Here is a 22,663-nt window from a genome sequence, read left to right on the forward strand (position 1 = left end):
ATGAAGGATTCGAAGGTGATCGTCGCGATCAACAAGGATCCCGAAGCACCGATCTTCAGCGTGGCCGACTACGGCCTCGTCGGCGATCTGTTCTCGCTCGTGCCGGAGCTCGTGAGCGAGCTGGGCTGACGCGGCGTGACGCTTCAGCGGTAAGCACACGAGAAGAGGGGCGCGACGAGCGCCCCTTTTTTCGTTGTGTGGTCGTTGAATGAGGAGCGGATATCGCTCGTCCGGACGATTCGCGCTCGTACCGTGCCGCGCCGAACATATCGTCGCGCAGGCACGGCGGGTAACGCCGATTCGTTCAACGGACGACGCGTGCATGCGCGCGTCGACTGAAGCGTCGTGCCGAGTGGCCACTCGCAGTCGAGTCGCAGTCGCCAAAACGAGAAAAGCGCCCTCGGGCGCCTTTCTCGTTGATGCAATCGGCCCGCATCGCAGCGGGCCGTTCCGGTTTACGCGTAGGCCGGGCGCGTCTGGCCGGGCACGTCCTTCAGGTAACGATGCACCGACAGGTCGTCGGCCTGGATCGCGGGCATCTTGCCCGAGATCAGGTCCGCGAGCAGTTGGCCCGAGCCGCACGACATCGTCCAGCCGAGCGTGCCGTGGCCGGTGTTCAGGAACAGGTTCGACACCGGCGTGCGGCCGACGATCGGCGTGCCGTCCGGCGTCATCGGGCGCAGGCCCGTCCAGAACGTGGCCTTCGACGTGTCGCCGCCGCCCGGGAACAGGTCGTTCACGCACATCTCGAGCGTTTCGCGGCGCGCCGCGCGCAGCGTCTTGTCGAAGCCGACGATTTCCGCCATGCCGCCGACGCGGATGCGCTGGTCGAAGCGCGTGATCGCGATCTTGTAGGTCTCGTCGAGCACGGTCGACACCGGCGCCGCGGCTTCGTTGACGATCGGCGCGGTGATCGAATAGCCCTTGAGCGGATAGACGGGAATCTTCATCAGGTGGGAGATGAAGCGGGTCGAGTACGAGCCGAGCGCGACGACGTACGCGTCGGCACGCACCGTCTCGCTGCCGCACTGCACGCCGGCGATCTTGCCGCCCGCGATCGCGAGCGCATCGATCGGCGTGTTGTAGCGGAACTTGACGCCGAGCGATTCGGCGAGCGCGGCGAGGCGCGTCGTGAACAGTTGGCAATCGCCGGTTTCGTCGCCCGGCAGGCGCAGGCCGCCCGTCAGCTTGTGCGAGACGGCGGCGAGCGCCGGTTCGGCATGCTTCAGTTCGGCCGGCGACAGCAGTTCGAACGGCACGTTCGCTTCCTGCAGCACGGCGATGTCCTTCGCCGCGCCGTCGAGTTGCTGCTGCGTGCGGAACAGTTGCAGCGTGCCACCCGTGCGGCCTTCGTATTCGATGCCGGTATCGGCGCGCAGCGCCTGCAGGCAGTCGCGGCTGTATTCGGCGAGACGGACCATGCGGCCCTTGTTGACTGCATAGCGCTCGGCCGTGCAGTTGCGCAGCATCTGAACCATCCACTGGAGTTGGAAGCGCGTGCCGTCGAGACGGATCGCGAGCGGCGCATGCTTTTCGAACATCCACTTGACGGCCTTCAGCGGCACGCCGGGCGCGGCCCACGGTGCCGCATAGCCGGGAGAGATCTGGCCTGCGTTCGCGAAGCTCGTCTCCAGCGCCGGGCCGGCTTCCCGGTCGATCACCGTGACTTCATGACCGGCGCGCGCAAGGTAATACGCGCTTGCCACGCCCACTACACCGCTGCCCAGAATGACGACTCGCATAGCTGCTCCAGATGGAAGGAACCAGGTCGAGGCCGGGCGCACCTGCGGCTCCGTGTAACCTCTAGCTGATCTAGTTTTTTGCGCTATGGTATTGTCGAATGTGCAGTTTTTGTTATTGTATTTTTCTGGTTTTCAGCATAAACAAATGAGAACGCAACGTCAGCCCGTACGTACGCTCGACAAGCTCGACCGGCGCATCCTGAAACTGCTCCAGGACGACGGCCGGATGGCGATGAAGGACCTCGCGGAACAGGTCGGACTGACCGTCACGCCGTGCATCGAGCGCGTGCGGCGCATGGAGCGCGACGGCGTGATCACCGGCTATCACGCGCGGGTCGACCCGCATCAGCTGGATGCCGCGCTGCTGGTGTTCGTCGAGATCACGCTCGGCCACAAGGGCGGCAACATGTTCGAGCAGTTCCGCCGGGAAGTGATGAAGATCGACGAGGTGCTCGAATGCCATCTCGTCTCCGGCGATTTCGACTACCTGATCAAGGCGCGGATCGGCGAGATGGCCGACTACCGGAAACTGCTCGGCGACATCCTGCTGCAGTTGCCCGGCGCCGTGCAGTCGAAGAGCTATGTCGTGATGGAGGAAATCAAGGAAACGCTGACGATTGCGGTCGGCGAGTGACGCTGGGCGGCCCGTCGTCGGGCCCTTTATCCCACCCTTGGCATGCTGCGCCCAATACTGTATAAATGTACAGTATTGGGCGCAGGCGAATGGGTGGGCACATGGACGATCGGTCCGACAACGAATTTCCGGTAGCGCCGCCCGTGCCCCGCAAGGGGCGCGGCGCGGTCGACAACCTGCAGGGGCGGTATGAAATCGCGCAGCGCGAAGCGGTGGACGACGGCTGGACGCACGCGTCCGACGATGCCGATTTCCCCGCGCCGCTGCGCACGCAGGTCTTCGAGGAGCGGGCGAAGAGCATCCTGACGCGCAACCAGTCGCCCGATATTCCGTTCAGCGTGTCGCTCAATCCGTATCGCGGCTGCGAGCACGGCTGTATCTATTGCTTCGCGCGGCCGACGCACAGCTACCTCGGGCTGTCGCCGGGGCTCGATTTCGAAAGCCGCATCTACGCGAAGGTCAATGCAGCCGAACTGCTCGAGCGCGAGATTTCGCGCAAGCGCTACGTGCCGGAGCCGATCGCGCTCGGCGTCAACACCGACGCGTACCAGCCGGTCGAGCGCGACCTGCGCATCACGCGCAGCGTGATCCAGGTGATGCACGACCGCGGGCTGCCGTTCGCGGCGATCACGAAGTCGTCGCTGATCGAGCGCGATCTCGACCTGCTCGCGCCGATGGCCGAACGCGGGCAGGTGATGGCGGCGGTCACGATCACGACGCTCGATGCCGAACTGGCGCGCACGCTCGAGCCGCGCGCGGCCACGCCGGCGCGGCGGTTGCGCACGATCCGTGCGCTGCGCGATGCGGGCGTGCCGGTCGGCGTGAGCATTGCACCGGTGATTCCGTTCGTGACCGAGCCCGACATGGAGCACGTGCTGGAGGCCTGCGCGGAAGCCGGTGCGACGCATGCGAGCTACATCGTCCTGAGGTTGCCGTGGGAGGTCGCGCCGCTGTTCAAGCAGTGGCTTGCCGCGCATTTTCCCGATCGCGCGGAGCGCGTGATGAATCGCGTGCGCGACATGCGCGGCGGCAAGGATTACGACTCGGATTTCTCGAAACGGATGAAGGGCGAGGGGATCTGGGCCGACCTGCTGCGGCAGCGCTTCCGTCAGGCCGTCAAGCGGCTCGGGTTGAACGAACGCACGAACGGCATCCTCGATCTGTCGCGGTTCCGCGGTGCGCCTGCCGCCGGGGCGCCGGCGCCGCGCGTCGCGGTTCGTGCAGCTGGCGCGAAATCGCGCGACGACATGCAGTTGAACCTGTTCTGACCGGCGAGCAACGCAGTCGCCGGTGGGCCGTATCGACCGTATTGGTCGTGCTTACTGCGAAATCTGCTTGGCCGCTTCAACCTGCGATTCGAAGTACGTCTGGAACGACAGCGCGAGTGCGGTCATCAACAGGAACGCGCCGATCAGCAGCGAGAAGATCACGACGAAGATCACGGTCCAGCCCGACTGGCTCTGCTTGCCGGTGTCGGCGTTGAATTGCGCATCCCATTTTTCATCGGGGCGCAGCCCGTAGACGAGTGCGGCGAGGAACGCCGCCAGCAGCGAGATTGCACCGGGCACCGCTAGCCACCAGCCGAGGCCGGCGCTGCGCTGGGTGGCGGCAAGCAGCAGGAAGCCCGGGATGCCGATGATCGTCGCGAGCAGATGGGCCCAGCCGTATACGTCGCGAAAGCCGTACAGATAGAAGCGATGCGCGCCGATCGACCCGAGCAGGAACGCGAGGGCGGCGGTGAGCGTCTTGGAGCGGAAGCGGCGGGGCGATGCGGTGCTGCTGGACATGGATGGCGGCGTAGTGTCGTTGGCATGGGCGGGGCCGGCAGGCCGGCGCGGGCGCGCGGCCCGGCACGCATTCTACGATGCCCGGTCGGGGCCGGTCACCCCTCGCGTGCGTCAGGGGGCCGCATACGTCACGCGGTAGATCGCGCCCGCGTAATCGTCGCTGACGAGCAGCGAACCGTCCGGCAGCGGCAATACATCGGCCGGGCGTCCCCATGCCGTGCCGTCGGGCCGCAGCCAGCCCGTGACGAACGGCGTTTGACGAGCATGGCTGCCGTCCGCCGAGACGACCACGCGCATCACGCGGTAGCCGACCTTCGTGCGGCGGTTCCACGAGCCGTGTTCGGCAATGAAGACGTTATTGCGATACGACGCCGGAAACATCGGCCCGGTGTAGAAGCGCATCCCGAGCGCCGCGACGTGCGCACCGAGTTTCAGGACCGGCGGCGCATAACGTCGGCACGCGTCGGCGCTGCCGAATTGGGGGTCGGGCGTATCGCCGCCGTGGCAGTATGGAAAACCGAAGTCGAGGCCGGCGCGCGGCGCGCGGTTCAGCTTGTCGTCCGGTACGTCGTCGCCCATCAGGTCGCGCCCGTTGTCGGTGAACCAGAGCTCGCCCGAATCCGGGTGCCATGCAAAGCCGACCGTGTTGCGTATGCCGCGCGCGACCACTTCACGCCCGCTGCCGTCGGCGTTCATCCGCGCGATGATCGCGTAGCGGCTGCGATCGGCGAGGCAGACGTTGCACGGTGCGCCGATCGGCACGTACAGCTTGCCGTCGGGGCCGAACGCGATGAATTTCCAGCCGTGATGGTGATCGGTCGGCAGTGCGTCGGTCACGACGACGGGCGCGGGCGGTTTCGCGAGCCGGTCGTCGATATGATCGACGCGCAGGATGCGCGACACGGCGGATATATAAAGGGCGCCGTCGAGGTAGGCCACCCCGACGGGCATGTCGAGCCCGGACGCGATCACGTAGCGTGCGCTGATCCGGCCCTCGTGCATCACCAGTGCGTGGACGCGGCCGTCCCGCGTGCCGACATACAGGATGCCGCGCGGCGACCACGCCATTTCCCGTGCGGCCGGGACGGCGTCGGTCAGCACGTCCACATGGAAGCCGGGCGGCACGACGAGTTCGTTCACCGGCAGCGGCGCGGCAAACGCCGGGGCCGACGCGAGGCAGGCGAGGCCGGCAAGCAGCGCCGCGAACAGGTGCTGCGCGCGGCGCATCGGGGCGGCGCGAAGAGGCGGCATGACGGTCGGTAGCATCCTGGACACGACGATTGTATGCCCGGCGGACGGGCCGTCCGCGGATTTTTACGCGTAAGTGTTTGTTGTACCTCTGGTTTCCGGCTATAATCGCGTGTTTCAGTAGTTTCGAACCCGGTTTTCCCGAAGGACATCATATGGTTATCATCCGTCTGGCTCGTGGCGGCTCGAAGAAGCGCCCGTTCTACAACATCGTTGCTACCGATTCGCGCAACCGTCGTGACGGCCGCTTCATCGAACGCGTCGGCTTCTACAACCCGGTCGCCACGAAGGGCGAATCGCTGCGTATCGCTCAGGATCGCCTGACGTACTGGCAAGGCGTTGGCGCGCAACTGTCGCCGACCGTCCAGCGTCTGGTGAAGGAAGCGCAAAAGGCGCAACCGGCTGCCTAATGGCACGGTGTGCCGGTCGTGCCGGCTGTGAGGTGCATTGATGGCGGGTCACGATTCCGGTAATGCAAGGCGCGGGCGTGCGTCATTCGGCGCATTCGTCCGCAAGCCGGTCGAGCGCGACGCGGTCGCGAACGCCGGTCAGGCTGCCGAACCAGGCAGTCCCGACGCGACGCAAGCCTGGCCCGACGATGCCGTCGAGGTCGGGGCGGTGGTCGACGCCTACGGCCTGAAGGGCTGGGTCAAGGTGGCGACGCATGCCGATGCCGGTCGCGGCGGCGACGCGCTGCTCAACGCGCGTCGCTGGTGGCTGGAACGCGGTGCGGAGCGGCTTTCCGTCCGCATCATGCAGTCGAAGACGCACAGCGATACTGTCGTTGCGCAACCCGCGGGCGTCAGCGACCGCGATGCCGCGCTGTCCATGCGCGGCTTTCGCGTGTTCGTGCGTCGGGAAGATTTCCCGGCACTGGCCGCGGACGAATTCTATTGGGTCGACCTGATCGGTCTCGAGGTCGTCAACGAGCAATCGGTGGCGCTCGGGAAGGTGAGCGGGATGATCGACAACGGCGTGCATTCGATCATGCGTGTCGAGTATCCGGCAACCGGAAAAGACGGTCAGCCGACCACCGACGAGCGATTGATTCCGTTCGTCGGCGTCTACGTCAAAACGGTGGATCAGGCGGCGCGTCGCATCGTCGTCGACTGGGAAGCCGATTACTGAAATGAACCAGGTTACCGAGAGCGCGGTGCAGTTCGACGTCGTCACGCTCTTTCCCGAGATGTTCCGTGCACTGACCGACTGGGGAATCACCAGCCGGGCCGTGAAGCAGGGGCGCTTCGGGCTGCGCACCTGGAACCCGCGTGATTTCACGACGGACAACTACCGCACGGTCGACGATCGTCCGTACGGCGGTGGTCCGGGCATGGTGATGCTGGCCAGGCCGCTCGAAGCCGCGATCGACGCCGCGAAAGCGGCGCAGGCGGAGCAGGGCATCGCGAGCACGCGCGTCGTGATGATGTCGCCGCAAGGCGCGCCGCTCACGCACGATCGGGCGGTGCGGATGGCGCAGGAACCCGGCGTCGTCGTGCTGTGCGGTCGCTATGAGGCGATCGACCAGCGCCTGCTCGACCGTTGCGTCGACGAGGAAATCAGCCTCGGCGATTTCGTGCTGTCGGGCGGCGAATTGCCGGCGATGGCGATGATGGATGCGGTCGTGCGGTTGCTGCCCGGCGTGCTGAACGATTCGCTGTCGGCCGTGCAGGACAGCTTCGCGGACGGCCTGCTCGATTGTCCGCACTACACGCGCCCCGAGGAATACGACGGCGTGCGCGTGCCGGACGTGCTGCTCGGCGGGCATCATGCCGAGATCGAGAAGTGGCGGCGCCAGGAAGCATTGAGGAATACGTTGCGGAAGCGGCCGGACCTGATCGTCCGGGCGCGCCGCGAGAAGTTGCTGAGCCGGGCCGACGAGGCGTGGCTCGCGAACCTCGCACGCGAAGCGAAGGACGCCTCCTGAGGCGGCTGCGCGAGCGGGAATTGGCGGTGCCGTACATGCGTGTGCGGCGCCTGATGTGAATCCATCCTCTATCGGGGCCAGGCCTGGAAGCAGGCGGGTTGAACGCCGACACGATGGCATAAGGAGTCAGTAATGAATCTGATCGCAAAACTTGAGCAGGAAGAGATCGAGCGCGCGCTCGCCGGCAAGACCATCCCCGATTTCGCCCCGGGCGACACGGTGATCGTGAACGTGAACGTGGTTGAAGGTAACCGCAAGCGCGTTCAGGCTTACGAAGGCGTCGTGATCGCGATTCGCAATCGTGGTCTGAACTCGAACTTCATCGTCCGCAAGATCTCGTCGGGCGAAGGCGTCGAGCGTACGTTCCAGACGTACTCGCCGCTGCTGGCAAGCATCGTCGTGAAGCGTCGCGGTGATGTGCGTCGTGCGAAGCTGTACTACCTGCGCGAGCGTTCGGGCAAGTCGGCTCGTATCAAGGAAAAGCTGGTGTCGAAGGATCGCGCCGCAGCAGCTTCCCAAGAGTAAGAGCTGTAAGGAAAAAGCACCCAACCGGGTGCTTTTTTCATTCTGGCGCGACAATATGCTCGATACGACACGAACCCGAGAGCCCCATTGAATCGCCGCCCCATCATCGATCCCGAAGTATTGCCGGTCGAAGGCACCGGCGCCGGCCTGCCCGTCATCGATTCCAGGCTAATGACGCCGTCCGGCCTGCGAGAACGCTTCGCGCGCACGCTCGAGTGGAGCGTCGAACCCGGCGAAGCGCGGCTGCAGGAAGGCGTCGATCCGCGTAGCGCGGCCGTCCTCGTGCCGCTCATCGTCCGCGAGTCGGGCCTCACCGTGCTGCTGACGCAACGCGCCGATCACCTGAACGACCACGCCGGACAGATCAGCTTTCCCGGCGGCCGTCGCGAGCCGTTCGACCACGACGCGACCGCCACCGCGTTGCGCGAGGCGAAAGAAGAGATCGGGCTGGCCGCCGAACGCGTCGAGATTCTCGGCGCGCTGCCCGACTACCTGACCGGCACGGGTTTCTGCGTGACGCCGGTCGTCGGCCTCGTGCATCCGCCGTTCACCGTGCAGGCCGACACGTTCGAAGTCGCCGAGATTTTCGAAGTGCCGCTCGCGTTCGTGATGAATCCCGCGAACCATCAGATCCGCGTGTTCCGGTGGGAAGGCGGCGAGCGTCGTTTTTTTGCCATGCCTTACCCGAACGACGAACCGGACGGGCATTACTTCATCTGGGGCGCAACTGCCGCCATGTTTCGCAATCTGTATCGCTTCTTGGCGGCCGGTTAGGCGGGCGCGCCGGCCGGCGCGCGCGAGCGGCTGCCCGGCGACCGCGCCGGCAGCCATGCGCGGCTGACGCTGTGCTATCGTTATGCAAAAAATGACATAACTCCGAAGACGGCGCCACGCATGACTTTCTTTTCGGTTCTCCTCGCTCTCATCATCGAACAGGTCCGCGCGTTGTCGCCGAGCAATCCGGTGTTCGCACTGTTCCAGTTTCATGCGGAAACCGTCGCGCATGGCCTCGACGCCGGCAAGCAGAAGCATGGGCTCCTCGCCTGGCTCGCGGTCGTGCTGCCGTGGGTGCTGATCGTCGCGCTGATCTATTTCCTGCTGTACAAGGTGAGCTTCGTGCTCGCGTTCCTGTGGAACGTCGCCGTCGTGTATTTCACGCTCGGCTTCCGCCAGTTCAGCCACTACTTCACCGATATCCATCTCGCGCTCAACAACGACGACGTGCCGCGTGCGCGCGAAATCCTGCACGAGTGGACGGGCATCGACACGGTCGACATGCCGGTCGGCGAAATCGTCCGCCATACGCTGATCCACGCGGTCGTCGCGTCGCATCGGCACGTGTTCGGCGTGTTCTTCTGGTACGTGCTGCCGATCGGCCCGGCCGGCGCCGTGCTGTACCGGATTTCCGAATACCTCGCGCGCAGCTGGTCGACGCCGGGCGACGACCGCACGGCCGCGTTCTCGACGTTCGCGCAGCGCGCATTCTTCGTGATCGACTGGATTCCGTCGCGCCTGACGGCGCTCGGCTTCGCGATCGTCGGTAACTTCGAGGATGCGATCTATGCGTGGCGCAACCATACGCGCCAGTGGCCCGACCCGAACGACGGCGTATTGCTGGCCGCGGGCAGCGGCGCGCTCGGCGCGCGTCTCGCGGGGCCGCTCGCGGAACCGTCGAGCCTCGATGCGCTGGCGGTCGGCGACAGCGGTCCGTTGACGGTCGGTGACGATTGCACGCCGCGTACGCTGCAGTCGGCGGTTGGCCTCGTGTGGCGCGCGGTGATCCTGTGGATGATCCTGCTGTTGATGCTGACGCTGGCCGTGTGGGTATCGTGAGTGATGCGCTAGCCCAGCGCTCGCCAAAATGAGAAGGCCGGCTCGATGCCGGCCTTTTCGCTGTGCGTCGGCGCAGTGCGTTCAGTCGTCGAGCGGGTTGCGCACGGCGCCGCATTGCCAGCACGCGGTGAATTGCGCTTCCAGCGCTTCGCCGCACTGCCGGCAGCGCCAGGGTGCCGCGCCGGCCGACGGGCCGTGCGACGCGGCATCGAGGAGCCGACGGGCGAGCGCGTCGTCGCGTTCGTCGTCGAGCCACAGTTCGGGCGTGCACGCATCGGCGGGCAGGCCGCCGAGCGCGCCGGTCGCATAGCAGTTGTGCAGCTCACAACCGATGCCGGCCACCTGGAGCACGTTGGCCCAATGCTGTGCGGTCGCGAGGTCGGGTGCCTTGAAACGCATCGCGGCTCCTGTCGATGAAGGCCGGCCCGGCTGGCGCCGGCCGGCCGTCGCACACGTCGAGCGGTCAGCGGACGATCTGGCTCGCCTCATGCACGAGCTGCGCGTACAGCGCGTGCCGGGACGGCGCGATGCGGCCGTCGGCGACGGCGTCGAGGATCGCGCAGCCGGGCTCGTGCAGATGATGACAATTATAGAAACGGCAGTCCGCGAGCAGCGGACGGAATTCCGGAAACGCGCGCTCGAGGCGGCCTTCGGTCAGGTGGTAGAGGCCGAATTCCTGGAATCCCGGCGAATCGATCAGCGCACCGCCGCCTTCCAGCGGGTACAGGCGTGTGAACGTGGTCGTGTGACGGCCGCTGTTGAGCGCGGCCGAAATCTCGCGGGTCGCGGCTTCGGCATCGGGCACGAGCAGGTTCACGAGCGTCGACTTGCCCATCCCGGACTGGCCGAGCAGGATCGTCGAATGCCCGGCGAGATGCGGCATCAACTGCGCGCGCGCGTCGTCCGGCGCGCCTTTCACCGACAGCTCGAGCACGTCGTAGCCGAGCGCGCGGTACGGCGCGAGACGCTCGCGCGCCACCGGCAGCGCGGCTTGGACGTCGATCTTGTTCAGCACGACGAGCGGCTTCAGCTCGTTCGCCTCGGCCGCGATCAGCGCGCGGCCGAGCAGATCCTCGCTGAAATAGGGCTCGGTCGCGAGCACGATCAGCAACTGGTCGAGGTTCGCCGCGAACAGCTTCGACTTGAACTGGTCGGAGCGGTACAGCAGGTTGCGCCGTTCGCCGATCTCCACGATCACGCCCTGGTCGGCCGATGCGAGCTCGTACGCGACGCGGTCGCCGACCGCGATGTCGCTCTTCTTGCCGCGTGGGAAGCATTGCAGCATCGGGCCGCCGTCATCGGGCGCGACGATGTAGTGGCGGCCGTGCGCCGCGATCACGCGGCCTTCGGCCCGCTGCGCGCCGGATGCGCGCGGGGCCGGCTGGCGGGAGGTCGGCCGGCTCATGCGTGCTGCAGCAGGCGGTCGATCCGCTGCGACGCGGGCGGATGCGAGTAGTAGAAGGCCGTGTAGACGGGGTCGGGCGTCAGCGTCGACGCGTTGTCCTCATAGAGCTTCACGAGCGCGCTGACGAGATCCTGCGCGTCGGTCTGGCTGGCCGCGAACGCGTCGGCCTCGAATTCGTGCTTGCGCGACGTGAGGCTGCTGAACGGCGTCGCGAAGAACAGGAACACCGGAATCGCGAGGAAGAACAGGATGAGCGCGGCGCCCGCGTTGCTGGTGTCGAGCGACGGCGTGACGCCGAGCCCCGTGTAGAACCACGTGCGTTGCGCGAGCCAGCCGAGCAGCGCGAGCAGCACGAGGCTCAGCACGAACGACACGAGCATCCGCTTCATCACGTGGCGGCGCTTGAAGTGGCCGAGCTCGTGCGCGAGCACGGCTTCGATCTCCTGGCCGGACAGGCGCGCGAGCAGCGTGTCGAAGAACACGATCCGCTTCGATGCGCCGAAGCCCGTGAAGTACGCGTTGCCGTGCGCGGAGCGGCGGCTGCCGTCCATCACGAACAGCCCCTTGGCCGCGAAGCCGCAGCGCTTCATCAGCGACTCGATGCGCGCGCGCAGCGCGTCGTCCTTCAGCGGCTCGAACTTGTTGAACAGCGGCGCGATGAAGGTCGGGTAGATCAGCAGCACGAGCATCTGGAACGCGACCCAGACGACCCAGGTCCACAGCCACCACAGGTTGCCGGCCTGGTTCATCAGCCACAGCACGACGAACAGCAGCGGCAGGCCGAGCACGGCGCCGAGCAACGTGTTTTTCAGCATGTCGGTGAAGAACAGCCGCTTCGTCATCCGGTTGAAGCCGAAGCGCTGCTCGATCCCGAACTGGCGGTAATACTCGAACGGCACGTCGATCACGCCCGTGATCGCGAGCACCGCGGCGACCAGCGCGACCTGCTGCCCGTAGCCGCGGCCGAGCCAGCCGGTCAGCAGCGTGTCGAGCGCGCCGACGCCGCCGAGCAGCGTGAGGCCGACCAGCACGGCCGCGCTGACGACGATCTCGAGCATCGTCAGCCGGGTGCGCTCGACGGTGTAATCGGCCGCGCGCTGGTGGGCGGTCAGCGGGATGGTGGCGCTGAACTGCGCGGGCACGCCGTTGCGGTGCGCGGCGACGAAGCGGATCTGCCGCGACGCGAGCCACAGCTTGGTGACGACCATCGCGAGTACGGCGGTCGCGAACAGCAGGGTGAACGAAAGGGGTGACATCGAAGGCGCCAAAGGGTTCTATGCGAGAATTATATGTTCTTGCGGACCGGCCCCGCTGATGCGATGCCGACCGCCCGGGCGGCGCCGCGTCGGCGCGCCCGGTTCGCTATTTTCCAGGATGAATCATGACCGATACCGCCGCTTCCGCCAGCCAGCCCGCGCTCGTGCGCAACGAGTTGAACCTCGTCTGGCTCGACATGGAGATGACGGGCCTCGACCCGGATAACGACCGCATCATCGAGATCGCGGTCGTCGTGACCAATTCCACGCTCGACGTCGCCGTCGAGGGCCCGGTGTTCGCGATTCACCAGAGCGACGAGACGCTCGCGAAGATGGACGACTGGAACAAGTCGACGCACGGCCGCTCGGGGCTGATCGACCGCGTGCGCGCGTCGACCGTGACCGAGGCGGAAGCCGCCGCGCAACTGCAGGCGTTCCTCGCGCAGTACGTGTCCCCGGGCAAGTCGCCGATGTGCGGCAACTCGATTTGCCAGGACCGCCGCTTCATGGCGCGCTGGATGCCGGAATTCGAGCGGTTCTTCCACTACCGCAACCTCGACGTCAGCACGCTCAAGGAGCTGTGCCGCCGCTGGCAGCCGGCCATCTACAAAGGTTTCCAGAAGCGGGCGATGCACACCGCGCTCGCCGACATCCACGAGTCGATCGACGAGCTGAAGTACTACCGCGAGCATTTCCTGATTCCGGCCGCATCGGCGCCGGCAGGCGATTCCGTGCCGGCCGCCTGAGCGGGCCGGCACACGTGCGGCGCGCGGCAAACGCTCAGCGCCGCGCGCTTTTCGGGCGGAACGCCGCGACCACCGCGGCGTCGGTCTCGATATACGGGCCGCCGATCAGGTCGATGCAGTAGGGCACCGCGGCGAAGATGCCGGGCACGGTCGACTTGCCGTCGGCGTCGCGCAGCCCTTCCAGCGTTTCGCGGATCGACTTCGGCTGGCCGGGCAGGTTGATGATCAGCGCCGCATGGTCGGCCGTTTCGCGGATCACCGCGACCTGCCGCGACAGGATCGCGGTCGGCACGAAATTCAGGCTGATCTGCCGCATCTGTTCGCCGAATCCCGGCATTTCCTTCGTCGCCACGGCCAGCGTGGCTTCCGGCGTCACGTCGCGACGCGCGGGGCCCGTGCCGCCCGTCGTCAGCACGAGGTCGCAGCCGGCGACGTCGACGAGTTCGGTCAGCGTGGCCGAGATCGTCGGCGCGTCGTCCTGGATCAGGCGCGTTTCGGCGCGCCACGGCGAAACCAGCGTGCCGGCGAGCCATTCCTGCAGCGCCGGAATACCCTTGTCTTCGTAGACCCCCGTACTCGCGCGGTCGCTGATCGACACGAGGCCGACCACGAGCTCGTCCGGGTGGTTAGGCTTCGTCGTCATGGTCGTCTCCGGCGTCGTCGGCCGCGTCGTCGTCGCTGTCGGACGCGCCGCCGGCCGCCTTGATCCACTGGAACAGCTCGCGGAAATAGCGCGGCGGCTTGCCTTGCTGCGCTTCCTTGCGTGCGTTGCGGATCAGCGTGCGGCCTTCCTGGATGTCGGCGTCGGGGTGCTGGCGCAGGAATTCGGTCAGCGCGTCGTCGCTCGCGAGCAGCTGCTCGCGCGTGCGCTCGATCCAGTGCAGGCGGGCCGTCGCAGCCTTGTTCACGCCGCGTTGCGCGTCGAGTGCGGTGCGCAGCGCGGCCGTTTCGTCGTCGGTCAGCGAGCGCATCACGCGGCCGACGTACTGGAGCTGGCGGCGCTTGCCTTCGTGATCGGTGATCCGGCGCGCCTCGCGCACGGCGTCCGCGAGACTTTCGGGCATCGGCATGCGCTTCAGTGCGTCTTTCGGCAGGTCGACGAGCGCCTGGCCGAGCACCTGCAACTCGTGCATTTCGCGCTTCAACTGGGATTTGCTGGGGCGATCGTAGCCGTTGTCGTCTTCTTCGGCGACAGGCTCGATCGGCTGGATTCGGGTTTTGCGTGTCATGGGCCGCATTGTATCGCGGTGCGGACACCCCAAGCTTGTCTGTGCGCGGCCCCGGACCTTGCTATGATCGCGGGATACGCAACATTTTGACCATGCGGGCGCCCGCCCGCCACCGGATACCAAGACGATGGCAGCCAATCTCGACGTACAAGCGCGCTATTTCCCGCACACGCAGGACCAGCTCAAGGAAATCGCATCGGACATCCTTCGCCATGCGAAGGCGCTCGGCGCGACCGACGCCGCGACCGAAATCTCCGAGGGCGACGGCCTGTCGGTGTCGGTGCGCCGCGGCGAAGTCGAAACGATCGAGCACAACCGCGACAAGATGGTCGGCGTCACCGTGTTCATCGGCAAGAAGCGCGGCAACGCGAGCACGTCGGACTTCTCGCCGGCCGCGATCAAGGATACCGTCGCCGCAGCCTACAACATCGCGCGCTTCACGGCAGAGGACGAAGCGGCCGGCCTCGCCGAAGCCGAGCTGCTCGAAACCGATCCGCGCGACCTCGATCTGTACCACCCGTGGGCGCTGAGCGCCGACGAGGCCGTCGAGCTCGCCCGCCGCGCGGAAGACGCCGCGTTCGCGGTCAGCCCGCAGATCCGCAATTCGGAAGGCGCGAGCGTGTCGGCGCAGCACTCGCAGTTCGTGCTCGCGACGTCGCGTGGCTTCCTCGCCGGCTATCCGTACTCGCGCCACTACATCGCATGCGCGCCGATCGCGGGCAGCGGCCGCCACATGCAGCGCGACGACTGGTATTCGTCGAAGCGCAGCGCGATCGATCTCGCCGCGCCCGAAGCGGTGGGCCGTTACGCGGCCGAACGCGCGCTCGCGCGGATGGGCGCGCGCCGTCTCGACACGCGCAAGGTGCCCGTGCTGTTCGAGGCGCCGCTCGCGGCCGGCCTGCTCGGCGCGTTCGTGCAGGCGGTGAGCGGCGGCGCGCTGTATCGCAAGACGTCGTTCCTCGTCGACAGCCTCGGCAAGCCGGTGTTCGCGCCGCACGTCCAGGTCGTCGAGGATCCGCACGTGCCGCGCGCGATGGGCAGCGCGCCGTTCGACGAGGAAGGCGTGCGCACGCGTGCGCGCAGCGTCGTGAAGGACGGCGTCGTCGAAGGCTATTTCCTGTCGACCTATTCGGCACGCAAGCTCGGCACGCAAACCACCGGCAACGCGGGCGGCTCGCACAACCTCGCGCTGCGCAGCTCGAACACGCAGGCGGGCGACGACTTCGACGCGATGCTGAAGAAGCTCGGCACGGGCCTGCTGCTGACCGAGCTGATGGGGCAGGGCGTGAACTACGTGACGGGCGACTATTCGCGCGGCGCGGCGGGTTTCTGGGTGGAGAACGGCGTGATCCAGTATCCGGTCGAGGAAATCACCGTCGCCAGCACGCTGCAGGAGATGTTCCGCCATATCGTCGCGATCGGGGCGGACTCGATCGTGCGCGGGACGAAGGAAACCGGCTCGGTGCTGATCGAGCAGATGACGATCGCGGGGCAGTAAGCCGCGCGTGGCGCAGGCCGCCAGGAAACGAAAAGCCCGACCGGCGTATGTGAGCCGGTCGGGCTTTTTTCATCGTGCGGAAGAAGACGTCAGCCGCGCTTGCGCGTGTAGACGACGAACGCATAGCCGAACGTGTTCGGCGCGGCGGCCCGATGCGCGTCGCGCGAGACTTCCTGCCAGTGCGCGGCGTCGGGCGCCGGGAACGACGCGTCGCCGTCGAAATCGGCATCGATCTCGGTGACGATCAGCTTGTCGGCGAGCGTGAGACCTTCCGCGTAGAGTTGCGCGCCGCCGATCAGGAACGCCTCGGGCACGCCGTCGTGCGCGGCGAGCGCCAGTGCATCGGCGAGCGACGTGACCGTGTCGCAGCCTTCGAAACGGCGCGCGGCGTCGTGCGTGACGACGATGTTGCGGCGGCCGGGCAGCGGCCGGCCGATCGATTCGTGGGTCTTGCGGCCCATCACGATCGGCGCGCCCATCGTCGTGCGCTTGAAGAACGCGAGATCCTCGGGAAGTTTCCAGGGCAACTGGTTGTCGCGGCCGATGATGCCGTTGCGGGCGCGCGCGACGATCAGGGTCAACGTCGTCATGAAGGTCGGGGAAGAGGGAAGACGGAATGGAGCCGATTTTACCGGAACGGCGGCGCGCGCCGGATTCCGCCTGCCGGCGCGGGTATCCGCGTTTCTTGCATCGTGCGCCGCGACGCGTGATGCCCCGCGCCGCGGCGGCCGTCCGAATAAAAAGAGTGCCCGCCGGGGGACGGAGCACAAAAACTTTTTGTGCCGCGAGATCGGCGATACCGGCTCTACCCGATGGCATTCCTTCCGACCGGATCGTCGATTCAATACGCAATCCTGATCGATTCGACGCGTCGAATGATCAGGGATGCGTATTGGCTCGCGCGTTGCCTTCCATCGCATGCCGGATATCGCCCGGTTGCGGCGCCGGCAGCGGCAGCGGCAAATGGGGCGGCGGTGGAATCTCGTCCCACAGCGTCACGGAGGCCTGGCGTGCCGGCAGCGGTTGCGGCGCCGACACGGTCACGATGCCGAACGCGTTGTCGTGTTGCCTGCCCGGCGTGTTGTCGGCAAGCAGCATCGCGCGCTGCGGCTGCATGCCTTCGTCCGCGCAGGCCGGTGCAGGCGGGCCGGCGGCCGACAGCACGAGCGTCATCGGCACGAAGGAAAGTAAAAAAAGTTTTCGCATGGCGACTGTCTCCGGTCGTTTCCGTATTCAGCGAAATACATGCCACCGTACCGGGACCATTGCCGCCATTGCGATTCGTGCTCGAGCATTGCGAATGGCGGCCGAAAACGCCTGAAAATGTTTCAGGCCTGAAACGAGGGGGCTCGGGAATATTGCTGATTCAACCGATACGCTCGAAGGATGAAAATCGGCGCGTGTGTTGGTGACGAAGCCCTTCGTGCGCATCCACTATGTGCAGAGGATTGATCTGCATCGACCTCCTGAGCGATTTGGCCGCATCGCCATCGGTGCTGAAACGGGTTTGTCGTATTCAGCGCCTATAAACAAGCTGTCTTGTCAAAAATTATTGGACGCGAGATAAGCGCCATCATGCGAGGCTTTGTCGTTGCCGCGCATCGGCATGGCGAATCGAGCCACCTCTGGCTGACCCGATTCGATCCTTTTGCACACGATCTGACGTGTGCGGCAATCGTTAGACGGTTGATGAACGGGGTGAGGATATGGGAGCCGATCAGCGGCACGTGATCTACTATTCGCGCGAACCGAACGACGCATTGCGCGGCCATTTCGACGAACGCGGCTGGCGCGTCGATCTCGCCGAGACCGTGCGCGACGTACGGCGCGTCGTGCAGCACGGCGTGGCAACCGCCGGCCTGCTCGATTTCTCGCCGGGCTTCAAGCCGTCGGATCTGCGCGAACTCGAAGCCTGCCTGAGCATCCAGCACATCGGCTGGATCGCGGCGACGCGACGCGGCCAGTTGCAGGACGCGATGCTGCGGCATCTCATCCGCGACTATTGCTTCGACTACGTGACGATGCCGTACGAAACCGGGCGGATCGTCGAGACCGTCGGCCATGCGCACGGCATGGTCGCATTGACCGATCCCGTTGCGCCGCCCGTCGGCGCCGGGCGCAGCGAAGGCGAGATGGTCGGCACCTGCGATGCGATGCTCGGGCTCTTCAGGACGATTCGCCGCGTCGCGGCGACCGACGCCCCGGTGTTCATCTCCGGCGAATCGGGCACGGGCAAGGAACTGACGGCGGTCGCGATTCATGAGCGTTCGTCGCGCGCGCAGGCGCCGTTCATCGCGATCAATTGCGGCGCGATCCCGTCGACGCTGCTGCAGGCGGAACTGTTCGGCTATGAACGCGGCGCGTTCACCGGCGCGAACCAGCGCAAGATCGGCCGCGTCGAGGCCGCCAACGGCGGCACGCTGTTTCTCGACGAGATCGGCGACCTGCCGCTCGAAAGCCAGGCGAGCCTGCTGCGCTTCCTGCAGGAAGGTAAGATCGAGCGGCTCGGCGCGCACGTGTCGATGCCGGTCGATGTCCGCGTGATCTGCGCGACGCACGTGGACATGGAAACGGCGCTGCGCGAAGGGCGCTTTCGCGAGGACCTGTTTCACCGGCTGTGCGTGCTGAAGATCGAGGAGCCGCCGCTGCGCGCGCGCGGCAAGGACATCGAGGTGCTCGCGCGCCACATGCTCGAGCGCTTCAAGGGCGACGCGCATCGCCGCCTGCGCGGCTTTTCCCCGGACGCGGTCGCGTCGCTGTACGGCTATTCGTGGCCGGGCAACGTGCGCGAGCTGATCAACCGCGTGCGGCGCGCGATCGTGATGTCCGAAGGCCGGATGATCACCGCGGCCGATCTCGAGCTGAACGACTATGCGACGCTCGCGCCGGTGTCGCTGCTGGAGGCGCGCGAGGCGGCCGAACGGCAGGCGATCGAGCAGGCGCTGCTGCGCCATCGCGGCCGTTTTGCCGATGCCGCGCGTGAGCTCGGCGTGTCGCGCGTCACGCTCTACCGGCTGATGTGCGCGCACGGCATGCGCGATCGCGGCGACACGCTGGCAGGGTTTTCGGCGTCGTTGCCGGAGCTTCCGCGCCACGCTTGCTAAAATTGGCGGGTACGGTCGCCCCTCGCGGCCGAAGGAACCCGCATGAAACAGTATCTCGATCTCGTTCGTACCATTCTCGATACCGGCGCCTGGCAGGAGAACCGCACGGGCATCCGCACCATCAGCATGCCGGGCGCGATGCTGCGCTTCGACCTGCAGCAAGGCTTCCCGGCCGTGACGACCAAGAAGCTCGCGTTCAAGTCCGCGATCGGTGAACTGGTCGGGTTCCTGCGCGCGTCGCGCAGCGCGGCCGATTTTCGCGCGCTCGGCTGCAAGGTGTGGGATGCGAACGCGAACGAGAACGCGCAGTGGCTCGCGAACCCGTATCGCCGGGGCGTGGACGATCTCGGCGACGTATACGGCGTGCAATGGCGTCAGTGGCCGGGTTACAAGGTGCTCGACGCGAACGCCGACGCGCAGATCGCCGACGCGACGCGCCGCGGCTTCCGGATCGTCACGCGTTTCGACGAAGACGGCGCGCCGAAGGTGCTGCTGTACAAGGCGATCGACCAGCTGCGCCAGTGCCTGGACACGATCATGGAGAACCCGTCCGATCGTCGCATCCTGTTTCACGCGTGGAATCCGGCCGTGCTCGACCAGATCGCGTTGCCCGCGTGCCATCTGCTGTACCAGTTCCTGCCGAACGCGACGAAGCGCGAGATCTCGCTGTGCCTGTACATCCGCAGCAACGACGTCGGCCTCGGCACGCCGTTCAACCTGACGGAGGGGGCCGCGCTGCTGTCGCTCGTCGGCCGGCTGACGGGCTATACGCCGCGCTGGTTCACGTATTTCATCGGCGACGCGCACATCTACGAGAACCAGCTCGACATGCTGCAGCAGCAGCTCACGCGCGAGCCGTACGAAAGCCCGCGGCTCGAGATTGCCGAGCGCGTGCCCGAGTACGCGAAGACGGGCGTCTATGCGCCCGAATGGCTGGAGCAGGTCGAGCCGTCCGATTTCTCGCTCGTCGGCTACCGGCATCATGAGCCGCTGACCGCGCCGATGGCGGTCTGATCGCGCGGCCGGGGCCGCGCGGCTTCATCGATTCGCACCTGCAAAAAGGCTCGACCGGCTGATACCGGTCGAGCCTTTTTGTTTCATGTTTGCTGCACCTACTGACGATGCCGCTCCTCGTGGCCGCCCTGCGGCGGCGGATTGCCCGGACGCGGCGCCTCGACGTGCGGCGCCGGCTGTGGCCGTGGCTCCATCCGGGGCGCGGGCATCGACGGGCGCGGTTCCATCCGGGGCGCCGGCTGGGGTTGAGGTCGCGGCTCCATGCGCGGCGCCTGCGGCTGCGGGCGCGGCATGTCATGCACGGCGGGCGCCGGCGGGCGGTACTCGTTCACGCGCGGCGGCGCGACTTCGCGATGGGGCGCCGGTTGCGCGAAGTCCTGGCGCGGTTGCGGCGCGGGGGCGGCCCGTTCGGGCTGCGGCTGCGCTTGGCGGGCCGGCGTCGGGAGATCGGGGCGCGGACGCGGTTGCGGAATCTGCGCGACATGGTCCGACTGCGGTTGCTGCTGCGCGCGCGGCGTTTCGTTCCGGCCGCCGGGTTGCACACCCTGCGGTGTCGGCACGCCGTCCGGATGCGGTACCGCCGCGCTGCGCACGGGCGGCAGCGCATTCTGTCCTGCCGCGTGCAGCGCGGTAGGCGGCGCGGCGCGCTGACGCTCCATCGGCGTGTGCGGCTGCATCCACGCGGGCGACGACGGTGCGCCGGCTGCACGTGCATTGCCGATGCCCGACGGAGCGTTGTTCGCGCCCGGCGGATGCGGAACGCCGTTGCCGGGCGCGAACGCCTGATGCGGGATCGGGTTGCCGGGCGCCTGCGGCGGGCCGCCATTGGCGAAACGCGGTGCGTTGGGGTTTTCGCCGTTCGGCCGGGCGGCGTTCGGCATGCCCGGCGTCGGTACGCCCGGCCGGCCGGCCTGCTCGGCGGCCGGCTGGCCTTCACGCGGCGCGCGGCCCGGCTGCACGACGGGGCCGTGCGGATTCACGAGCTGCACGTTGTGCATCGCCCAGGCGCCGCCGCCCGGCTTGCCCGGAACGCGGACCGGACGCGCCGCATAGTCGGCCGGCACATTCGTCTTCACGACCGGCGCGCCGGCGCCCGGTACGCGCCCGCCTTGCTGCGCGAGGTGGGCGGCGGCCTGGTCGCGATACGCGGGCGGCACGGCAGGATTGCGCGTCGCGACGTACGGGTGTTGCGCGATCGCCGCCGGCGGACGGTAGCTGGCAGTGCGCAGCCCGCCGGTGAAGCTCTGGCGGACCGGCGCGATGCCGGGCGTGCCCGGCGTGACGTGCGCGTTGCGCCATTGCTGCGGATCGACGTGTTGCGAGAAGTGCGCGACCGGCTGGCCGTGCACGAACGCGGCGGCCGGCACGGCCGTGATCGCATGCGGCGCGCGGAAGTTCACGTACGTCTTGTTGATGTTGGTGATATTGGTGATGTTCGTCACGTTCACGGTCTTGTTCACGTTGACGTTGTTCACCACGATGTTGCGGTTGACGCGGTCGTAGTAGTGCGGGCTCCAGCCGCCCCAGCCCGGATGCCACGGTTCGCCCGGACCGAGCGCGAACCACGCGCAGCCGGCCGCGGCAACGCCGCCGACCGTGAGCGCGACGCTCCAGTCGGAACCGCCGCCGCCCCCGCCGCCGACGAACGCGACGAGCGCCGGCGCATAGACGGGCGGCTGGCTGACGACCATTGGCCCCGGCACCCAGGCCCAGCTGTCGTCCAGGTACGCCCAGCGGCCGTAGTGATAGGGCGCGAAGCCCCACGGCGCGTCGTCGACCCAGGTCCAGCCCCACGGCGCCTGCCAGATCCAGTGGCCGTCGTGATACGGCGCCCAGTCGGCCGGCGTGTCGTTCGGCACCCATACCGCGCCGTAATTCGGGGTTTCGCGCCACGTGCCGTTCGCGTCGAGATCCTGGTAGCCGGGCATGTCGCGGGACACGTAGCGGGCCGACACCGAGCGCGCTTCGGCCGCGTCGCGGCTGGCGGCCCACTGGTCGAGCGCGTCGGGGCCCGGTGCGGCCGATTGCTGCGCGACCTGCAGGTCGGTGCCGGTGAATACGACCTGCTGCCCGGGCGACAGCGGATACTGCCCGTTGCTGCCGTAGACGGTCGCGCTGCCGCTGCGCACCGTCACCGTCGTGCTCGCGCCGTTCGGCGCGACATCGACGCGATAGTCGCCGGGGCCCGTGATGCCGAGCGCGAGGTTCGGCGTGTCGATTTCGTACGATCCGCCGGCCGGCAAACCGCGCACGTGCGTCGAGACGGTGCCGAGGCCCACTTTCAACTGCGTCGTCGTGTCGTCGAGGTTCAGCACCGACAGGCTCGTCGATTCGCCGAGCCGCACCGCGGTCGAGCCGATGTGCAGTTCCGAGCGCGCGCCGGCATCGTTCCACAGCTGGTCGCCGGTCGTCAGCGGCCGGTTCACCGCCGCATACGACCAGGTATCGGTGCCGGCCGGTTCGGTCGTCACGGCGCCCGACAGGTAATTGAGCCGCGCGACGCGGCCGGGCGGATCGCCGCCGGGTTGCCGTGCCGCGGCTGCAGCCGGCGGCGCATCGGCAGATTGCGCGAAGGCGGGCGGCAGCGCCGCCAGTGCGGCGAATGCGAGCAGCGTGTAGCGGGCGGTGCGCTTGAGCGCGAACAGGGAGGCCATGGTGAGCGTCATCGTTGTGATCGCGGCGCGTCGATTCGTGCCGTCCCGTTCACGATATCCGCTT

The 22,663-nt window shown here is 67.2% G+C and carries 23 protein-coding genes and 1 pseudogene; 13 read left to right on the top strand and 11 right to left on the bottom strand.

Annotated features, from left to right (window positions below):
* Window positions 1-129, top strand: a pseudogene (locus tag J8I33_RS26000) (electron transfer flavoprotein subunit alpha/FixB family protein); the annotation flags it as partial.
* Between the two features lie 326 nt (window positions 130-455).
* Here J8I33_RS26000 and J8I33_RS26005 read toward each other — a convergent pair.
* A complete protein-coding gene (locus tag J8I33_RS26005) occupies window positions 456-1,742 on the bottom strand; it encodes a D-amino acid dehydrogenase (protein ID WP_050011527.1) in 1,287 nt (428 codons plus the stop codon).
* Window positions 1,743-1,887: 145 nt separating this feature from the next.
* Between J8I33_RS26005 and J8I33_RS26010 the strand changes: the two genes are divergently transcribed.
* A complete protein-coding gene (locus tag J8I33_RS26010) occupies window positions 1,888-2,376 on the top strand; it encodes an Lrp/AsnC ligand binding domain-containing protein (RefSeq protein ID WP_050011526.1) in 489 nt (162 codons plus the stop codon).
* 89 nt (window positions 2,377-2,465) lie between these two features.
* Window positions 2,466-3,644 carry a PA0069 family radical SAM protein gene (locus tag J8I33_RS26015; RefSeq protein WP_124557544.1) on the top strand — a complete coding sequence of 393 codons (1,179 nt, stop codon included), beginning with the start codon at window positions 2,466-2,468 and terminating at the stop codon, window positions 3,642-3,644.
* A 51-nt stretch (window positions 3,645-3,695) separates the two neighbouring features.
* On the opposite strand, the gene J8I33_RS26020 is transcribed toward J8I33_RS26015, so the two are convergent.
* Entirely contained in the window at window positions 3,696-4,163 is a 468-nt protein-coding gene (locus tag J8I33_RS26020; RefSeq protein WP_209939409.1) for a TM2 domain-containing protein, read from the bottom strand.
* Window positions 4,164-4,274: 111 nt separating this feature from the next.
* A complete protein-coding gene (locus J8I33_RS26025; protein ID WP_209939410.1) occupies window positions 4,275-5,414 on the bottom strand; it encodes a PQQ-dependent sugar dehydrogenase in 1,140 nt (379 codons plus the stop codon).
* A gap of 152 nt (window positions 5,415-5,566) precedes the next feature.
* On the opposite strand from J8I33_RS26025, the gene rpsP reads away from it, so the two are divergent.
* The 6 genes from rpsP (at window position 5,567) to J8I33_RS26055 (ending at window position 9,693) form a co-directional block, all read left to right on the top strand.
* Entirely contained in the window at window positions 5,567-5,821 is a 255-nt protein-coding gene (rpsP, locus tag J8I33_RS26030; protein WP_006476550.1) for a 30S ribosomal protein S16, read from the top strand.
* Between the two features lie 40 nt (window positions 5,822-5,861).
* Entirely contained in the window at window positions 5,862-6,539 is a 678-nt protein-coding gene (gene rimM / locus J8I33_RS26035; RefSeq protein WP_124557542.1) for a ribosome maturation factor RimM, read from the top strand.
* A 1-nt stretch (window position 6,540) separates the two neighbouring features.
* Window positions 6,541-7,335, top strand: a complete 795-nt coding sequence (gene trmD / locus J8I33_RS26040; RefSeq protein ID WP_006476548.1) for a tRNA (guanosine(37)-N1)-methyltransferase TrmD — start codon at window positions 6,541-6,543, stop codon at window positions 7,333-7,335.
* 132 nt (window positions 7,336-7,467) lie between these two features.
* Window positions 7,468-7,860, top strand: coding sequence for a 50S ribosomal protein L19 (gene rplS, locus J8I33_RS26045; protein WP_006486838.1), 393 nt, complete (start codon window positions 7,468-7,470; stop codon window positions 7,858-7,860).
* An 87-nt stretch (window positions 7,861-7,947) separates the two neighbouring features.
* Window positions 7,948-8,634, top strand: a complete 687-nt coding sequence (locus J8I33_RS26050) for a CoA pyrophosphatase (protein ID WP_089488263.1) — start codon at window positions 7,948-7,950, stop codon at window positions 8,632-8,634.
* Between the two features lie 120 nt (window positions 8,635-8,754).
* Window positions 8,755-9,693: a CobD/CbiB family protein gene (locus J8I33_RS26055; protein WP_050011514.1), complete on the top strand. Its 939-nt coding sequence runs from the start codon at window positions 8,755-8,757 to the stop codon at window positions 9,691-9,693.
* Window positions 9,694-9,774: 81 nt separating this feature from the next.
* Here the strand turns inward: J8I33_RS26055 and J8I33_RS26060 are convergent, their stop codons facing one another.
* The 3 genes from J8I33_RS26060 to J8I33_RS26070 form a co-directional block, all read right to left on the bottom strand.
* Window positions 9,775-10,092 (bottom strand): hypothetical protein, encoded by a 318-nt coding sequence (locus J8I33_RS26060; protein WP_050011512.1) that lies wholly within the window; start codon window positions 10,090-10,092, stop codon window positions 9,775-9,777.
* Between the two features lie 64 nt (window positions 10,093-10,156).
* The gene (gene rsgA, locus J8I33_RS26065) at window positions 10,157-11,098 is read right to left on the bottom strand and encodes a ribosome small subunit-dependent GTPase A (protein ID WP_124594696.1); all 942 of its coding nucleotides are present in this window, start codon (window positions 11,096-11,098) and stop codon (window positions 10,157-10,159) included.
* Entirely contained in the window at window positions 11,095-12,354 is a 1,260-nt protein-coding gene (locus J8I33_RS26070; RefSeq protein WP_209928985.1) for a M48 family metallopeptidase, read from the bottom strand. Before J8I33_RS26070 ends, rsgA begins: the two co-directional genes overlap by 4 nt.
* 125 nt (window positions 12,355-12,479) lie before the next feature.
* Here J8I33_RS26070 and orn point away from each other — a divergent pair, with 125 nt between their 5' ends.
* A complete protein-coding gene (gene orn / locus J8I33_RS26075) occupies window positions 12,480-13,100 on the top strand; it encodes an oligoribonuclease (RefSeq protein ID WP_050011510.1) in 621 nt (206 codons plus the stop codon).
* Window positions 13,101-13,134: 34 nt separating this feature from the next.
* Here orn and mog read toward each other — a convergent pair whose 3' ends face one another.
* Together mog and yjgA are read right to left on the bottom strand one after the other, a co-directional pair.
* Window positions 13,135-13,743, bottom strand: coding sequence for a molybdopterin adenylyltransferase (gene mog, locus J8I33_RS26080; protein WP_080334138.1), 609 nt, complete (start codon window positions 13,741-13,743; stop codon window positions 13,135-13,137).
* A complete protein-coding gene (yjgA, locus tag J8I33_RS26085) occupies window positions 13,727-14,329 on the bottom strand; it encodes a ribosome biogenesis factor YjgA (protein ID WP_275564760.1) in 603 nt (200 codons plus the stop codon). Before yjgA ends, mog begins: the two co-directional genes overlap by 17 nt.
* Before the next feature lie 127 nt (window positions 14,330-14,456).
* Between yjgA and pmbA the strand changes: the two genes are divergently transcribed.
* Window positions 14,457-15,827 carry a metalloprotease PmbA gene (gene pmbA / locus J8I33_RS26090; protein ID WP_048984630.1) on the top strand — a complete coding sequence of 457 codons (1,371 nt, stop codon included), beginning with the start codon at window positions 14,457-14,459 and terminating at the stop codon, window positions 15,825-15,827.
* 89 nt (window positions 15,828-15,916) lie between these two features.
* Here pmbA and J8I33_RS26095 read toward each other — a convergent pair whose 3' ends face one another.
* Window positions 15,917-16,417: a dihydrofolate reductase gene (locus tag J8I33_RS26095; protein WP_209939411.1), complete on the bottom strand. Its 501-nt coding sequence runs from the start codon at window positions 16,415-16,417 to the stop codon at window positions 15,917-15,919.
* 289 nt (window positions 16,418-16,706) lie between these two features.
* Window positions 16,707-17,033, bottom strand: coding sequence for a hypothetical protein (locus J8I33_RS26100; RefSeq protein WP_089488264.1), 327 nt, complete (start codon window positions 17,031-17,033; stop codon window positions 16,707-16,709).
* A 500-nt stretch (window positions 17,034-17,533) separates the two neighbouring features.
* Between J8I33_RS26100 and J8I33_RS26105 the strand changes: the two genes are divergently transcribed.
* Both J8I33_RS26105 and J8I33_RS26110 read left to right on the top strand, forming a co-directional pair.
* Window positions 17,534-18,931 carry a sigma-54 dependent transcriptional regulator gene (locus tag J8I33_RS26105; protein WP_089488265.1) on the top strand — a complete coding sequence of 466 codons (1,398 nt, stop codon included), beginning with the start codon at window positions 17,534-17,536 and terminating at the stop codon, window positions 18,929-18,931.
* A 42-nt stretch (window positions 18,932-18,973) separates the two neighbouring features.
* Window positions 18,974-19,945, top strand: a complete 972-nt coding sequence (locus tag J8I33_RS26110) for a thymidylate synthase (protein ID WP_209939412.1) — start codon at window positions 18,974-18,976, stop codon at window positions 19,943-19,945.
* Between the two features lie 98 nt (window positions 19,946-20,043).
* Here the strand turns inward: J8I33_RS26110 and J8I33_RS26115 are convergent, their stop codons facing one another.
* Window positions 20,044-22,611: a DUF6600 domain-containing protein gene (locus J8I33_RS26115; protein ID WP_245172412.1), complete on the bottom strand. Its 2,568-nt coding sequence runs from the start codon at window positions 22,609-22,611 to the stop codon at window positions 20,044-20,046.
* Between the last annotated feature and the right edge of the window lie 52 nt (window positions 22,612-22,663).

The sequence above is a fragment of the Burkholderia sp. AcTa6-5 genome (assembly GCF_017815075.1).
Lineage (GTDB): Bacteria > Pseudomonadota > Gammaproteobacteria > Burkholderiales > Burkholderiaceae > Burkholderia > Burkholderia sola.

Excerpts from the sequence above, each read along its gene's own strand:
- J8I33_RS26005 (WP_050011527.1), bottom strand. The coding sequence starts at position 1,742 with ATGCGAGTCGTCATTCTGGGCAGCGGTGTAGTGGGCGTGGCAAGCGCG.
- J8I33_RS26010 (WP_050011526.1), top strand. The coding sequence starts at position 1,888 with ATGAGAACGCAACGTCAGCCCGTACGTACGCTCGACAAGCTCGACCGG.
- J8I33_RS26015 (WP_124557544.1), top strand. The coding sequence starts at position 2,466 with ATGGGTGGGCACATGGACGATCGGTCCGACAACGAATTTCCGGTAGCG.
- J8I33_RS26020 (WP_209939409.1), bottom strand. The coding sequence starts at position 4,163 with ATGTCCAGCAGCACCGCATCGCCCCGCCGCTTCCGCTCCAAGACGCTC.
- J8I33_RS26025 (WP_209939410.1), bottom strand. The coding sequence starts at position 5,414 with ATGCCGCCTCTTCGCGCCGCCCCGATGCGCCGCGCGCAGCACCTGTTC.
- rpsP (WP_006476550.1), top strand. The coding sequence starts at position 5,567 with ATGGTTATCATCCGTCTGGCTCGTGGCGGCTCGAAGAAGCGCCCGTTC.
- rimM (WP_124557542.1), top strand. The coding sequence starts at position 5,862 with ATGGCGGGTCACGATTCCGGTAATGCAAGGCGCGGGCGTGCGTCATTC.
- trmD (WP_006476548.1), top strand. The coding sequence starts at position 6,541 with ATGAACCAGGTTACCGAGAGCGCGGTGCAGTTCGACGTCGTCACGCTC.
- rplS (WP_006486838.1), top strand. The coding sequence starts at position 7,468 with ATGAATCTGATCGCAAAACTTGAGCAGGAAGAGATCGAGCGCGCGCTC.
- J8I33_RS26055 (WP_050011514.1), top strand. The coding sequence starts at position 8,755 with ATGACTTTCTTTTCGGTTCTCCTCGCTCTCATCATCGAACAGGTCCGC.
- J8I33_RS26060 (WP_050011512.1), bottom strand. The coding sequence starts at position 10,092 with ATGCGTTTCAAGGCACCCGACCTCGCGACCGCACAGCATTGGGCCAAC.
- rsgA (WP_124594696.1), bottom strand. The coding sequence starts at position 11,098 with ATGAGCCGGCCGACCTCCCGCCAGCCGGCCCCGCGCGCATCCGGCGCG.
- J8I33_RS26070 (WP_209928985.1), bottom strand. The coding sequence starts at position 12,354 with ATGTCACCCCTTTCGTTCACCCTGCTGTTCGCGACCGCCGTACTCGCG.
- orn (WP_050011510.1), top strand. The coding sequence starts at position 12,480 with ATGACCGATACCGCCGCTTCCGCCAGCCAGCCCGCGCTCGTGCGCAAC.
- mog (WP_080334138.1), bottom strand. The coding sequence starts at position 13,743 with ATGACGACGAAGCCTAACCACCCGGACGAGCTCGTGGTCGGCCTCGTG.
- yjgA (WP_275564760.1), bottom strand. The coding sequence starts at position 14,329 with ATGACACGCAAAACCCGAATCCAGCCGATCGAGCCTGTCGCCGAAGAA.
- pmbA (WP_048984630.1), top strand. The coding sequence starts at position 14,457 with ATGGCAGCCAATCTCGACGTACAAGCGCGCTATTTCCCGCACACGCAG.
- J8I33_RS26095 (WP_209939411.1), bottom strand. The coding sequence starts at position 16,417 with ATGACGACGTTGACCCTGATCGTCGCGCGCGCCCGCAACGGCATCATC.
- J8I33_RS26100 (WP_089488264.1), bottom strand. The coding sequence starts at position 17,033 with ATGCGAAAACTTTTTTTACTTTCCTTCGTGCCGATGACGCTCGTGCTG.
- J8I33_RS26105 (WP_089488265.1), top strand. The coding sequence starts at position 17,534 with ATGGGAGCCGATCAGCGGCACGTGATCTACTATTCGCGCGAACCGAAC.
- J8I33_RS26110 (WP_209939412.1), top strand. The coding sequence starts at position 18,974 with ATGAAACAGTATCTCGATCTCGTTCGTACCATTCTCGATACCGGCGCC.
- J8I33_RS26115 (WP_245172412.1), bottom strand. The coding sequence starts at position 22,611 with ATGACGCTCACCATGGCCTCCCTGTTCGCGCTCAAGCGCACCGCCCGC.